The organism is Burkholderiales bacterium (genome assembly GCA_023511995.1).
Taxonomy (GTDB): Bacteria; Pseudomonadota; Gammaproteobacteria; order Burkholderiales; family Thiobacteraceae; genus Thiobacter.
The window spans coordinates 54,751-67,898 of the sequence record JAIMAL010000015.1 but is presented as its reverse complement, the minus strand read 5'-3'; the positions used below and the strand labels follow the sequence as shown (position 1 = coordinate 67,898).

17 protein-coding genes are annotated in these 13,148 nt (G+C 65.6%); 1 reads left to right on the top strand and 16 read right to left on the bottom strand.

Features of this window, described 5'->3' with window-relative positions:
- Positions 1-91 precede the first annotated feature (91 nt).
- The 15 genes from K6T56_09015 to K6T56_08945 all read right to left on the bottom strand — a co-directional run bounded on the left by K6T56_09015 (position 92) and on the right by K6T56_08945 (position 10,357).
- Entirely contained in the window at positions 92-736 is a 645-nt protein-coding gene (locus K6T56_09015; GenBank protein MCL6556484.1) for an LON peptidase substrate-binding domain-containing protein, read from the bottom strand.
- A gap of 1 nt (position 737) precedes the next feature.
- On the bottom strand, positions 738-1,346 hold the full coding sequence (locus tag K6T56_09010) for a UbiX family flavin prenyltransferase (protein MCL6556483.1): 609 nt from the start codon (positions 1,344-1,346) through the stop codon (positions 738-740).
- Positions 1,343-1,792 carry a hypothetical protein gene (locus K6T56_09005; protein MCL6556482.1) on the bottom strand — a complete coding sequence of 150 codons (450 nt, stop codon included), beginning with the start codon at positions 1,790-1,792 and terminating at the stop codon, positions 1,343-1,345. The genes K6T56_09010 and K6T56_09005 overlap by 4 nt, the downstream gene beginning before the upstream one ends.
- Complete coding sequence (locus tag K6T56_09000) at positions 1,789-2,316, bottom strand: Gx transporter family protein (GenBank protein ID MCL6556481.1); 528 nt, start codon at positions 2,314-2,316, stop codon at positions 1,789-1,791. The genes K6T56_09005 and K6T56_09000 overlap by 4 nt, the downstream gene beginning before the upstream one ends.
- Before the next feature lie 59 nt (positions 2,317-2,375).
- Positions 2,376-2,750, bottom strand: a complete 375-nt coding sequence (locus tag K6T56_08995; protein MCL6556480.1) for a NusG domain II-containing protein — start codon at positions 2,748-2,750, stop codon at positions 2,376-2,378.
- Positions 2,747-3,586 (bottom strand): RNase adapter RapZ, encoded by an 840-nt coding sequence (rapZ, locus tag K6T56_08990; protein MCL6556479.1) that lies wholly within the window; start codon positions 3,584-3,586, stop codon positions 2,747-2,749. Before rapZ ends, K6T56_08995 begins: the two co-directional genes overlap by 4 nt.
- Complete coding sequence (hprK, locus tag K6T56_08985) at positions 3,586-4,545, bottom strand: HPr(Ser) kinase/phosphatase (protein MCL6556478.1); 960 nt, start codon at positions 4,543-4,545, stop codon at positions 3,586-3,588. Before hprK ends, rapZ begins: the two co-directional genes overlap by 1 nt.
- The gene (locus K6T56_08980; GenBank protein MCL6556477.1) at positions 4,532-4,990 is read right to left on the bottom strand and encodes a PTS sugar transporter subunit IIA; all 459 of its coding nucleotides are present in this window, start codon (positions 4,988-4,990) and stop codon (positions 4,532-4,534) included. Before K6T56_08980 ends, hprK begins: the two co-directional genes overlap by 14 nt.
- 24 nt (positions 4,991-5,014) lie before the next feature.
- A complete protein-coding gene (gene raiA / locus K6T56_08975) occupies positions 5,015-5,335 on the bottom strand; it encodes a ribosome-associated translation inhibitor RaiA (protein ID MCL6556476.1) in 321 nt (106 codons plus the stop codon).
- A 10-nt stretch (positions 5,336-5,345) separates the two neighbouring features.
- Positions 5,346-6,785, bottom strand: a complete 1,440-nt coding sequence (locus tag K6T56_08970) for an RNA polymerase factor sigma-54 (GenBank protein ID MCL6556475.1) — start codon at positions 6,783-6,785, stop codon at positions 5,346-5,348.
- A gap of 129 nt (positions 6,786-6,914) precedes the next feature.
- A complete protein-coding gene (lptB, locus tag K6T56_08965) occupies positions 6,915-7,637 on the bottom strand; it encodes an LPS export ABC transporter ATP-binding protein (protein MCL6556474.1) in 723 nt (240 codons plus the stop codon).
- Between the two features lies 1 nt (position 7,638).
- Positions 7,639-8,229: a lipopolysaccharide transport periplasmic protein LptA gene (gene lptA / locus K6T56_08960; protein MCL6556473.1), complete on the bottom strand. Its 591-nt coding sequence runs from the start codon at positions 8,227-8,229 to the stop codon at positions 7,639-7,641.
- A complete protein-coding gene (gene lptC / locus K6T56_08955) occupies positions 8,222-8,797 on the bottom strand; it encodes an LPS export ABC transporter periplasmic protein LptC (GenBank protein MCL6556472.1) in 576 nt (191 codons plus the stop codon). The genes lptA and lptC overlap by 8 nt, the downstream gene beginning before the upstream one ends.
- Positions 8,794-9,354, bottom strand: a complete 561-nt coding sequence (gene kdsC / locus K6T56_08950) for a 3-deoxy-manno-octulosonate-8-phosphatase KdsC (protein ID MCL6556471.1) — start codon at positions 9,352-9,354, stop codon at positions 8,794-8,796. Before kdsC ends, lptC begins: the two co-directional genes overlap by 4 nt.
- 10 nt (positions 9,355-9,364) lie before the next feature.
- Complete coding sequence (locus K6T56_08945) at positions 9,365-10,357, bottom strand: KpsF/GutQ family sugar-phosphate isomerase (protein MCL6556470.1); 993 nt, start codon at positions 10,355-10,357, stop codon at positions 9,365-9,367.
- Positions 10,358-10,439: 82 nt separating this feature from the next.
- On the opposite strand from K6T56_08945, the gene K6T56_08940 reads away from it, so the two are divergent.
- Complete coding sequence (locus K6T56_08940; protein MCL6556469.1) at positions 10,440-12,410, top strand: monovalent cation:proton antiporter-2 (CPA2) family protein; 1,971 nt, start codon at positions 10,440-10,442, stop codon at positions 12,408-12,410.
- Between the two features lie 6 nt (positions 12,411-12,416).
- On the opposite strand, the gene K6T56_08935 is transcribed toward K6T56_08940, so the two are convergent.
- Positions 12,417-13,100, bottom strand: coding sequence for a prepilin-type N-terminal cleavage/methylation domain-containing protein (locus K6T56_08935; protein MCL6556468.1), 684 nt, complete (start codon positions 13,098-13,100; stop codon positions 12,417-12,419).
- Between the last annotated feature and the right edge of the window lie 48 nt (positions 13,101-13,148).

Sequence of the window (13,148 nt, the reverse complement as noted above, 5' to 3'; positions counted from 1 at the left end):
TGGGCTCGTCGCCCGTGCGCGAATCTGCTCGAAACCCGGCTCGCCATCATCGCGCGCCCTAATGACAAATCTGGGTTGAAGCCCCTGGCAATCAGCCCGCCAGGCCCTGCTGGCCGAGGAAGCGGTGCAGGATCTCCAGTCGCACGCGGCTGTCGTTCATTTCCAGCATGCTCTGCTTGGCGCCCAGTTTGAGGGGCAGCACCTCGGCCAGGCGATAGCCCAGCCACACCGCATCGTCATAGGCAAAGGGCGGCTCGAAGCGCTCCTCCCCCACCTGCCGCATGATGGCCCGCAGCACGCCGGCGCAGGCGGCATGCTCGGCGGGCAGGGGCAGCGCCGGCTCCACCGGCAAAAGCCTCACCTTCGCCCGCACCAGGCCGTCGGCCTCGATGCGGCTTTCCAGGATCTGGAAACGCTGGCCGCCCACCGCCTTTAGGCGCAGCACCCCCACTTCCTGCATGTCCCAGTCGGTGATGCGTGCCGTGCAGCCCACGCTGTGGGGGACGGCGGCTTCCCCCACCTCCCGGCCTTCGCGGATCAGGCACACGCCGAAGGGCCGATCCTCGCTGAGGCACTGTTTGGTCATGCCCACATAACGGGGCTCGAAGACGCGCAGGGTGAGCAGCCCACCGGGGAAGAGCACGGTATGGAGGGGAAAGAGGGGCAGCTCGAAGGGCGTGCCCTGGGCGGTTTCCTGCAGGTAGTCCACGATGCGGTCTCGCAGTCGGCGCAGCATGTCAGGTCTCGCTTTCGCCCCACCGCGGCATGAGCTGATGGGGCACGGCGAGCTGATCCAGCACGCGCGCGACGACAAAATCCACGAGATCCTGCACGGTTTGGGGGTGATGGTAAAAGCCGGGATTGGCAGGAAGGATAACGACACCCAGCCGGGCAAGCTTGAGCATATTTTCCAGGTGGAGGGCGGAAAGGGGCGTCTCCCGCGGCACCAGGATGAGCCGCCGGCCCTCCTTGATCACCACGTCCGCGGCACGTTCGATGAGGTTGTCGCACAGGCCGCTGGCGATTGCCGCCAGGGTGCCCATGGTGCAGGGACAGACCACCATGGCATCCGGCGGGTTGGAACCCGAGGCCACCGGCGCGAACCATTCCTCCCGGCCAAAGACCACCAGTTGCCCGGGCTCTGCGCCATAGCGTTCGGCGAGGAACTGCTGCAGCTCCTGGGGGCGCGGCGGCAGCGTAAGCTTAAGTTCCTGCCGCGCCGTGATCTGGGCCACCTGGGAGACGAGCAACTGCACCCGGCAGGAGGCGGCCAGCAGGCATTGCAGAAGACGCAGGGCGTAGGCCATGCCGGAGGCGCCAGTCAGGGCGAGGGTGATGGTCTTCATGGGGTTTGGCTTTCCGTTTTTTCGCTCTCCGGCGGGGCTTTTTCCCCTTCCCGCCGCCGGGCTTTCACCAGTGTGCACAAATGGCGCTCAAAGGCATCGCCCACGGTGTCCGGAATGATGGGCGTGCCCTCCTTTTCCGCTTCCGGCACGTATTCCAGGGTGGTGCCATCGGCGGCGTAATAGAGGTAGCTGATGAGGCGCAGGGTGTGCTGGCCGCAATGGATGCGCTCGCGCATGAGGGCCCAGGCGACGGGCCGCCCCTTCACCGGCTGCGGCCTCGCGAAGACCACCTTTTTCCAGTAGGTGACCTCCTCGCCCTCGATCACCAGTTTGCTGCGATCGTAGAAATACTGGTCCTCCCCTGCAAGGGGCAGGCGCACCCAGTCGGCGGCCGGCGCCGGGCCCGCCAGGAGGAGGAGCAGGAGGGTGATGGCAGCCCGCCTCATGCCGGCGCCTGCTCCCCTTGCGCAAGCCGGCCCAGCAGCACCGATGCGATGATTCCGTTGACCGCCCCGAATACCAAGGCTGCCAGCAGAAAAAGCGGCAGCAGCGCAGCCACCGGGACATGGGGCATGAGCCAGTAACAGACCACCGCAAGCTGGGCGCCCATATGGGCGCCGGCGGCAAGGACGCTGTGGCTCACCGGCCCGAACCAGGTGGCCGGCAACGCGCGGGCGGGCAGCAGTGCTGCCAGGGCCGCCACCGCGCCAGCCAGACTCAGGACGAAAGGGGGGGAGAGGAAGGTGCCGGCGAGGATCGCCCCCGCCACCACCCGCAACAGCGAAACCCAGGCGGCGACCCGCCAGCCGAAGCGGTCCAGCACTACCAGGGTGACGATGTTGGCAAGCCCCGGCTTGATGCCCGGCAGCGGCGAGGGAATGGCGCCCTCGGCCACCGACAGGCCCACTGCCACGCTGGCAAGCCAGGCGATGCGCCGGTCTTCATCCGTGACAGCGAGGGTGACTTTCATGATCTCCTGGTGTGGCGACATCAGGGTCTGCGCGGGGCTTGATGCGCCTGCCCCATGGATCAATAGACGAGGGAATCGAAACGGCGCTTGCTGCCCACAAGCTCCACGCTCACCTGGTTGGGCAGACAGAGGGCGATGTCGCCGGCGTGGCTGAGCCAGCCCTGGCGCACGCAGAGCTGCCGCGGGCCGGGATCGGCGGCGACGCGAACGCGTCCGGCCTCCACTTCGATCACGCTCACCCCCAGGGGACCCTGGGCGAGGATGCGTCGCGGCGCCGCCAGGTCCACTTCGGCCACCACTTCACCCCCTGCGCGCACCACGGCGCGCCGGGGCACATCGCCGCCCAGCTGGGCTAAGCCCAGGGCCAGCACTCCGGTCAGGCCGCCGGCGAGGATCAGCCAGTCGCCTAAACGCACATGGGAGAGGAGATTCATGGCGCAAGCGCCCGATGCCGGATGAGCACCTGGTATTCGCCGCGGAAACGCTCGGCCAGCCGTTCGGCGAAATACACCGAACGATGCTGGCCACCGGTGCAACCAATGGCCACGGTGAGATAGGCGCGGTTGTCCCGCACGAAGCAGGGCAGCCATTTCTCCACGAAATAGCGGATGTCGGCGAGCATGCCGATGGCGCTGTCCTGCTTTTCCAGGAATTCGATCACCGGGGCATCGAGGCCGGTCAAGGGGCGCAGCCGGGGATCGTAATAGGGGTTGGGCACACAGCGCACGTCGAAGACGAAATCCGCATCCAGCGGCAGCCCGTGCTTGAAACCGAAGGATTCGAACAGCAGCGTCAGCCGGGAGCGGTCCAGGGCGAGAAAATCCTTGATCCAACTGCGCAGGGTGTTGGGCGACAGCTCGCTGGTGTCGATGTGGTGACCCAGCTCGCCGATGGCTTCCAGGGCTTCGCGTTCTGCTTCCACGCATTCGGTGAGGGTGCGCCTGCCATCGGAGAGGGGATGGCGGCGCCGCGTTTCGCTGTAGCGCTTGACCAGGGTTTCGGTGTTTGCTTCCAGGAAAAGCACGCGCACGTCGATGCCCTGATGGCGCAGCAGATTCACCTGTTGCGGCAACTGCGACAGGGTCTGTCCGGTACGGGCATCGATGCTGATCGCCACCTGGCTGCGCCCCTGTTCGTTGAGCAGCTCGATGAGCTGGGGCAAGAACTCCACCGGCAGATTGTCGACGCAATAATAGCCGGCGTCCTCCAGCACATTGAGGGCGATGCTCTTGCCGGAGCCGGACAGGCCGCTCACCAGGATGACCTGTATCACTTTTCTCCGTCGTCCCTTTGGCTTGCCCGAAGGTACTGGTCGTGCCGCTCCAGGAACTGCTGGGTGCTGCTGATGCCGCGCAGCTGCAGGATGTGGCTGCGTACCGCCACCTCCACCAACACCGCGATGTTGCGCCCGGCCGCCACCGGCAGGCGTGCCTTGGGAATCGCCACACCGAGGATTTCCTCCACTTCCTGCTGCATCTGCAGGCGATCGTAGCCCGCGCTGTGGATGTCGGCGGGATGTTCCAGATGGACGATGAAGCGCAGTGTCTTTTTTGGTTTCACCGCCACTTCGCCGAACAGGGCGCGGATGTTGAGGATGCCCAGGCCACGCACCTCGATGAAATCCTGGAGCAGGGAGGGGCAGCGTCCCTCCAGGGTGTCCGGGGAGGCCTGATAGACCTCCACCACGTCGTCGGCAATCAGCCGGTGGCCGCGGCTGATGAGTTCCAGGGCGAGCTCACTCTTGCCGATGGCAGACTCGCCGGTGATGAGGACGCCAATCCCCATCACCTCCATGAAGACGCCGTGCAGGGTGACGCATTCCGCCAGGGTCTTGCTCAGATAGTGCTGGAGAAGCTGCATCAGCCGCGGGCTTTCCTGCGGTGTGGTGAAGAGGGGTGTTTCCGTGCGGTTGGCGGCATCCAGCAGCACCTGGGGCACGGCTTCGTTGTTGGCGACGATGACTGCGGCAAGTTCAGTAGAGAACAGATTGTCGATGGCCTGCCTGAGGCCCGCTTCGTCGAGGCTGCGCAGGTAGTCCATTTCCGCGCAACCCAGCACCTGCACCCGGTTGGGATGGACGAAGTTGAGATGGCCGACGAGGGCAAGGGACGGTTTCGATACCGTCTCGCTGGTGAGGATGCGATGGCCTCCGGTGACGCCTGCCACCCAGACGAGCTGAAGCTTGGCATGCATGTCCTCGAAGAGGCGGGCAACGCTAATCTGCGGCATGGCTGGCGAACAGACGGTGGACGTGAAGGGGATCGGTGGTTTGCGCAAGCGCCTGGCGCATCGCCGGATCACCCAGCAGATGCGCCAGTTCCGAGAGGATCTGCAAGTGCAGGTCCGTGGCCTGCTCGGGAACCAGCAGCACCACCACCAGACGCACCGGCTGACCGTCCGGGGCACCGAAGGGGATGGGCTTAAGCAGGCGGACGAAACAGGCGACGGCCTTTTTCAGCCCTTTCATCCGGCCGTGGGGGATGGCCACGCCATGACCCAGTGCAGTGGAACCGAGTTTCTCCCGCGCCAGCAGACTGCCGGTGATGGTTTTGGCGGGCACCAGGAGGGAAGCGGCAAGGCGCCGGCCCAGTTCCTCGTACAGGGCTTCCTTGCTGGCGGCGGCCACATCGAGGAGGATGTGTTCCGGCGCGAGCAGGTCGGCGAGGTGTGTCATGATCGGGCCAGCGCGCGGCGCGGCCTATTCCGCCGCCTGGCGTTTGAGCGTGTCCCGGCCATGTCCGCCGTTTTTTTCCTTGTGCTTGAGCACCTGGCGGTCCAGCTTGTCGGCGAGGGCGTCGATGGCGGCGTACATGTCCGCATCCTGGCTTTCGGCGAAGATCGCCTTGCCGCTTACATGAATACTGGCTTCCGCCTTCTTAACCAGCTTCTCCACCGAGAGGATGACGTTGACGTCGATCACGTGGTCGAAATGGCGCGTGATCCTTTCCAGCTTGGTTTTCACATAGTCGCGCAGCGGCGGCGTGACTTCCACGTGATGCCCGGTAAGCGTCAGGTTCATGGTGCTCTCCTCAGAAGGACTTGCGAAGATTGACCGGCGGAATTTGCAGCGATTCACGGTATTTGGCGATGGTGCGCCGCGCCACGATGATGCCCTGCTTGGATAGGATGTCGGCGATCTGGGCATCGGAGAGGGGACGCCGGCTGTCTTCCGCGGCGATGAGCTGCTTGATCAAGGCGCGGATGGCGGTGGCGGAACAGGCGCCGCCCGAGTCGGTGGAGACATGGCTGCCGAAGAAATACTTGAGCTCGAAAATGCCCCGCGGCGTGAGCATGTATTTCTGGCTGGTCACGCGGGAGACGGTGGATTCGTGCAACCCCACCGCCTCGGCGATTTCCCGCAGCACCAGGGGCCGCATGGCGACTTCCCCGTGCTCGAGGAAATGACGCTGGCGGTCGACGATGGCCTGGGAGACGCGCAGGATGGTATCGAAACGCTGCTGCACGTTGCGGATCACCCAGCGTGCCTCCTGCAACTGCTGCGCCAGTTCCTTGCTGGTGGCGTTGCGGTTGCGGCGCAGAATGTCGGCATAGACGCGGTTGATGCGCAGCCGCGGCACCGCGTCGGGGTTGAGCCGCACCACCCAGCGCCCTTTCACCTTGCGCACCTCCACATCGTGGACGATGTAACGGGTTTCGTCCCGGCCGAAGGCGGCACCGGGGCGGGGGTTCAAGCGGGTGATCAATTCCCGGGCGGCGCGCAGCGCCTCATCGGAACACTGCAGGACTTTTTTCAGCTTGTTGAGATCGCGCCCGGCGAGCAGCTCGAGATGATCGCGGACGATGGTGCGGGCGAGCTGCCGGGTGGCTTCCTCGGCGTCGATGTTCTCGAGCTGCAGCAGCAGACACTCGGCGAGGTTGCGCGCGCCCACTCCCGCCGGATCCATGTTCTGCAGGTGCTTGAGGGCGGCGGTGAGTTCGAGGGGATCGACCTCCAGCTCCGCCGGCAGCATTTCGGCAATCTCTTCCAGGGGCTGCTTGAGGTAGCCGTCTTCGTCGAGGGCATCGATGAGCAGGGCGATGAGCTGCTTGTCGCGGTCGGAGACGTGCAGCAGATTGAGCTGCCAGAGCAGATGCTCGCGCAGGGTTTCCTCGCCGGCAGGCAATTGCGGGAAGTCGCCTTCCTCGTCCTCGGACCGGTTGCCTGTGCCGGGGATGTCCTGGTCCCACAGGCTTTCCGGAGGCTCCACCTCTGCCGTTGCCGTCTCCCCTTCCGCCGGGGCCTCTTCACCGTCCACGGCGACCCCGCTGGTGATGCTTTCGCCAAAGACGGTGTCGCCTTCGTCTTCGGCCTCACCCTCACAGCGCTCCAGCAAGGGGTTTTCCTGCAGGATGGCATCCAGCTCCTGCTGCAGCTCCAGGGTGGACAATTGCAAAAGGCGAATGGATTGCTGCAGCTGCGGCGTCAGCGTGAGCTGCTGGGAAAGCTTGAGCTGTAGACTGTGTTTCATGGTGCTGGCCCAGCTTTCTGCCGGTTGCATCCGCGGCCTTCTGGCTGCGACCGGAGCGCCTGGCCGAAAGGTTCCATCGGGCCGATCCCGGCCGCGGCATGCGCCGCAGATGGATGGGGATTGCGGGCTTTAGAGGCGGAAATGTTCGCCGAGATAGACCCGCCGCACCGCTTCATTATAAACAATTTCGTCCGGCTGTCCGCTGGCGAGCACCGAGCCTTCGTTGATGATGTAGGCGCGATCACAGATGCCCAGGGTCTCCCGGACATTGTGGTCGGTGATGAGCACGCCGATGCCCCGCTGGGAAAGGAAGCGGATGATTTTCTGGATGTCCAGCACGGCGATGGGGTCGACACCGGCGAAGGGTTCGTCGAGGAGGATGAAGCGGGGGCGGGTGGCCAGGGCGCGGCCGATCTCCACCCGTCGGCGTTCGCCGCCGGAAAGACTGGTGGCCGGGGCGCCGCGCAGATGGTCGATGTTGAGTTCGTCGAGGAGGGAATCGAGCTGGGCTTCGATTTCGCCAGCGGTCAACGGTTGCAGTTCGAGAATGGCGCGGATGTTCTCCTCCACCGTCAGTCTGCGGAAGACTGAGGCTTCCTGCGGCAGGTAGGACAGGCCCAGCAGGGCGCGCCGGTGAATGGGCAGGTGGCTCAAGTCCTGGCCGTCGAGGAGGATGCGGCCGCCATCCAAGGGGGTGAGGCCCACCATCATGTAGAAGCTCGTGGTCTTGCCGGCGCCGTTGGGGCCGAGGAGGCCCACCACGTCGCCGCTGTGCACGGTGAGGGAGACGTCCTTCACCACCGTGCGCGCCTTGTACCGCTTCCTGAGCCCGATGACTTCCAGGGTGCTCATGTCAGGGCTGGGGCGGCGGCGCGGCGGGTCGCAGTGGCAACCCGTCCGGCGCCGGAGGCGGCGGGGGATTCTTTGCCTTGGGCTGGATCACCGCACGCACGCGCCCTTTCGGGTTGGTTTCTGTCACCGCTTCCGGCCCGCCCTTCACCTGATAGAACTCGGTGCGCGCGTCATAAGCGATGTAGCTGCCGCGCACCTCGTCCTGCCCGCGGCGCACCCGCGCATTGCCGAAGAGCTCGACGCGATCGCGCCGGCCGTCATATTCGATGCGGTTGGCCCAACCTTCGATGTATTCGTCCACCCCTTCCCGCTTCTGGCGGAAACTCACCGGATTGCCAAGGGCGGTGGCGCTGGAAAACCCGTCTTTGTCCTGCCGCACCACCAGCTTGTCGGCGAGGATGAGGAGCGTGCCCTGGGTGAGGCGGACGTTGCCCGTGTAGGTGCTGACCTTGGCCATGTCGTCCACCTCCATGGTGTCCGCCTCGAGGTTGATGGGCTTTTCGCGGTCGGCCTTTTCCGCCTGCGCACAAGGCACGAAAAGGAGGCATAGCAGGCACGCCACTGGCACGGCGCGGCACAGCGCTTCAGACACGGGGCTTGGCATAGCGGACTTTCACGCGGGAGAGGATTTTCAAATGGCGGGCCTTGGCGTCCAATTTTAAGCCAACCCCCGTGATCTGGGTATGTCTGTCGGTGATGGTCACCGCCTGGTCGGTCATCGCCAATTCCTTCTCCGGCTGCAGGTGGAGGAAGGAGGTGGTCACCACCAGCTCGCCCCGCTCGCCGCGCGCTTCGCGGATCACCCGCACGTCGTCGCGCAGATAGACGTGCTCGCCATCGCGGGTGATGGTGCCCCGCTGGGCCAGCACATGCAGGGGCGGTGCCTCCCGGCTGAAACGGGTGAAATGGGGCCGTTCCACCTCGGTGGTTTCGGTGTCGGGATAGTGGGTCATTTTCACCGCCGCCAGGGTGAAACGCGGTTGGCCATCCTCACCCAAACGCAGTGCGCTGAAGTTTTCGACGATGAAATCGGGATCATGCCGGGTGCTGCCGTCGCGTTTGGGCGGCGGTGGTTCCACCACCTGGGCCAGCCAGTAGGTGAGGGCCGCAAACAGGCCCAGCAGGCCAAGGGCGGCCCAGGCGGCGAAATTGCGGTTCATTTGAGATAAGGGGCAAGCTGCGTCTCCCAGGTACCCTGGGCGCGCATGATGAGTTCACACACCTCGCGCACTGCGCCGCGACCGCCGGGTAGCGTGGTGATGTAATGGGCGTATTGCTTGACGATCTCCGGCGCCCCGGGCACGGTGATGGCAAGTCCGCAGCGACGCATGACCGGCAAATCCACGACGTCATCGCCCATGTAGGCGATGCTTTCCGGGGGGATGTCCAGCTCCTGCAGCAGGTGCTGATAGGCCGTAAGCTTGTCCTCCGCGCCCTGGTAGAGGTGGGTGATGCCCAGGTTGCGCGCGCGATGCACCATGAGTTGGGAATTGCGCGCGGTGATGATGGCAAGCTCCACCCCGGAGCGTTTGAGCATTTTCATGCCATGGCCGTCGAGGGAGAAGAAGGCCTTCATTTCCTGCCCGTCGTCGGCAAGATAGAGCGCGCCGTCGGTGAGCACGCCGTCCACGTCGAAGATGACGAGGCGAAGCGCACGGGCGCGGGCATTCACGTCATCCAGGGAAAGCACGTTGGCAGGCGGCGGATGGCGGGTCATGGCCGGTTTCCTAGACGACGCCGGCACGCATGAGATCGTGCATGCTGAGGGCGCCGATGAGATGCCCGCCTTCATCTACCACCAGCAGGCTGTAGATGTTGTGGTGCTGCATGCGCTCCACGGCTTCGGCGGCGAGCCGGCTCGGGGCGATGGTGCGCGGGTTGGGCGTCATCACTTCCCCGATTCGGGTGGCGTGGATGTCACAGCCGCGGTCGAGGCTGCGACGCAGATCACCATCGGTGTAGATGCCCACCACCCGGTCCTCGGCATCCACCACCGCCGTCATGCCCATACCCTTGCGCGTCATTTCCAGGAGGGCATCGCGCAGGCTCGCCTCCGGTTGCACCCGGGGCAGGGCCTCGCCGCGGCGCATGACGTCTGCCACGTGGACGAGCAGCCGGCGCCCCAGGGCCCCGCCTGGATGGGAGCGGGCGAAATCCTCCGGTCCGAAGCCACGCGCATCGAGGAGGGCCACCGCCAGCGCATCCCCCAGGGCGAGCGCCGCGGTGGTGCTGGCGGTGGGGGCGAGCCCCAGGGGACAGGCTTCACGGGCGACACTCGCATCCAGATGCACGTCCGCTTCCCGCGCCAGGCTGGACTGGGGTTTGCCCGTCACCGCGATGAGTTTGGCACCGGTGCGCTTGATGAGGGGGACGATGGTGAGGAGCTCCGGGCTCTCCCCGGAATTGGAGAGGGCGATCACCACGTCCTCGCGGGTGATCATGCCCAGATCGCCGTGACTCGCCTCTGCCGGATGCACGAAGAAGGCGGGGGTGCCCGTGCTGGCCAGGGTGGAGGCGATCTTGCGCGCGATGTGTCCCGACTTGCCCATGCCACTCACCACCACACGGCCGCGGCAGTGGAGGATGAGTTCCACGGCGGTGAGAAAACGCTCATCCAGGCGCTCGCCGAGGGCGGCCACGGCCTGGGCTTCGATCTGCAACACCTCGCGCGCCAGGGTAAGCGCCTTGGCGCGGGCGGCTTGGGATTGGGCTTGCGACATGGGGGGCAAGTATAACAGCGGCCCGCCGGCGCCGGCAGGCGGGTTGATATACTCGCACCGGGTCCAGAAAAACCGATTCGCCATGCACGGCACCCTCGAACTCGTCCTCGTCCTCCTTGCCGCCGCGGTCTTCATCGTTGCTCTGTTCCGCTGGCTGCGCCTGCCTTCGCTGCTGGGTTACATGGCGGCGGGGGTGGCCATCGGCCCCCACGCCTGGGGCCTGCTGCCGGACACGGTGGAATCCCGTTATCTGGCGGAGTTCGGCGTGGTCTTCCTCATGTTCAGCATCGGCCTCGAATTCAGCCTCGCCCAGCTCAAGGCGATGCGCCATCTGGTGTTTGGTCTCGGCGGGCTGCAGGTGGCGGCAACCCTTCTGTTGGTGCTTGGCCTCGCGCTCGTCGCGGGGCTCGACTGGCGTGTGGGTTTCGTCCTCGGCGGTGTCCTGGCCATGTCCTCCACCGCCATCGTCAGCCGGCTGCTGGCGGAACGCCACGAACTTGGCTCCCGCCACGGCCAGCAGATCGTGGGCGTGCTGCTCTTCCAGGACCTGGCGGTGGTGCCGCTTCTGATTCTGATCCCGGCGCTGGCCCGCGGCCAGGGCGAGCTCGCCCTCACCCTGGGGCTGGCCGTGCTCAAGGCGGCGGTAGCGCTGGCCCTCATTCTCTTTTTCGGGCAGCGGCTGATGCGCCCCTGGTTCGCCCTAGTGGCGGCGCGCAAGACGCCGGAGCTTTTCGTGCTCAACGTCCTTCTTGTCACCCTGGGGCTCGCCTGGCTTACCGAACGCGCCGAGCTGTCCATGGCGCTGGGGGCCTTCCTGGCCGGCGTGCTCATTTCCGAAACCGAGTACCGCTATCAGGTGGAAGCCGATATCAAGCCCTTCCGCGATGTGCTACTGGGGCTTTTCTTCATCACCATGGGCATGCAACTCGACCCGGCCAAGGTGTGGGCGCATCTTCCCACCGTGCTTGCGCTCACCGTCGCCCTCGTGGTGGGGAAGCTTGCCCTGGTGGCGGGACTGGTGCGACTTTTTGGCGCCACCAGCGCCGATGCGTGGCGGGTGGGGCTGGCGCTCGCCCAGGCGGGGGAGTTCGGTCTGGTGCTGTTGGCGCTCGCGGGAAGCCAGGGTTTGCTGGGGTCGGCGATCGCCCAACCGGTGCTGGCGGCGATGCTATTGTCCATGCTCCTTGCCCCCCTCATCATCCAGCACAGCGATCTACTGGTGCGTCGCCTCTGTGCCAGCGAATGGATGAGCCGCGCCGCGGAGCTCCATGAAATCGCCGCCCGGAGCTTTGGCCGTGCCGACCATGTGATCGTCTGCGGCTATGGCCGCAGCGGCCAGACCCTGGCGCGCCTGTTGGAGCAGGAGGACATCGCCTTCATCGCCCTCGATCTCGATCCGGTACGGGTGAAACAGGCCGCCGCGGCGGGGGAGAGTGTGGTCTATGGCGATGCCAGCCGGCTGGAGGTGCTCACGGCGGCGGGCCTGGCGCGGGCGCGCATGGTGGTGGTGACCTATGCCGATGTGGACTCCGCCCTCAAGGTGCTGCGGGTGGTGCAGCAGGCGCGCCCCGGGCTGCCGGTGGTGGTGCGCACCCTGGACGATTCGCGCATGGATGAACTCATCGCCGCGGGCGCCCAGGAGGTGGTGCCGGAGGTACTGGAAGGCAGCCTCATGTTGGCTTCCCACGCCCTGATGCTGCTGGGGGTGCCGCCTTCCCGCGTGGTCAAGCGGGTGCGCGAGGTGCGGGAGCGGCGTTACACCCTGCTCAAGGCATTTTTCCTGGGCTTGAGTGAAGCGGCAACAGAAGGTACGGAGACGGTGCAGCCGCGGCTTTATACGGTGACCATTCCCGAGGGCGCGCCCACGGTGGGACACAGTCTTGGGGAAATCGATCTGGAAAGCCTCAATGTGCAGGTGACGGCGGTGCGGCGCCACGGCGTGCGCGGGGTGCAGCCGGGGCCGGAGCTGCGCCTCGCAGCGGGTGACACGCTGGTCCTGCTGGGCCTGCCCGAGGACCTCACCCTTGCGGAGCTGCGCCTCACCCGCGGTTAAAGCGTTTCAGAAGAGGGTGGCGCCGCCGCAGACGGTCTGGGCGCCGGTGTTGTCCCAGGTCCAGGTCCCCGATGTGTCGCTCACACAACCGGAGCCCTCAGGGACGTTCCAGGAGGAGTAGCGGAAACTGCCGCTCGCCGGCTTGCCATCGTCGATTTTCCGGTCCACCTCGGCGAGCACCGTGCTGGGGATGTTGATCCCCGTTTTGATGTTGTGTACCTTCGGCGGGTTTTGGGTGGTGTCCAGATAGACATTGTCGAAGATCAGCTGGATGAGGCCGCCGAAGGGGTTGGCAGGGGAATTGTTGGCATCGGAGTCGGTGCCGGTGCCGCTGTAATTGCCCGTGATGAAACCCGCCTTGGAGAGGTGATACCAGGCGCAGACGTATTCGGGTGAACCGGTTACGGTCTTGGCTTCGATGAGGCTGTTGCCATCACCACCGCAAACCGTGTCCGCCCCCGGGATGTTCTGGTTGGCAAGGGTGGCCGGATAGTCGCCGGGCACACCCCGGTAACGGTCCTGAAAGCCGAAGAAGGCTGCCTTGATGCCATCCTGCTGGGCGATGATGTTGCGCACCCGGGCGTTCTGGATGAGCTCCTGCCCCTTCAGCACGCCGCCCAGGAGCAGCCCGATGATCACCAGGACGATGGCGATCTCGATCAGGGTGAAGCCACTCTGCTTTGCCTGCATGACCCGCTCTCCATGTCTTATGGTCGTTATTCTGCCCCATTGCCTGCA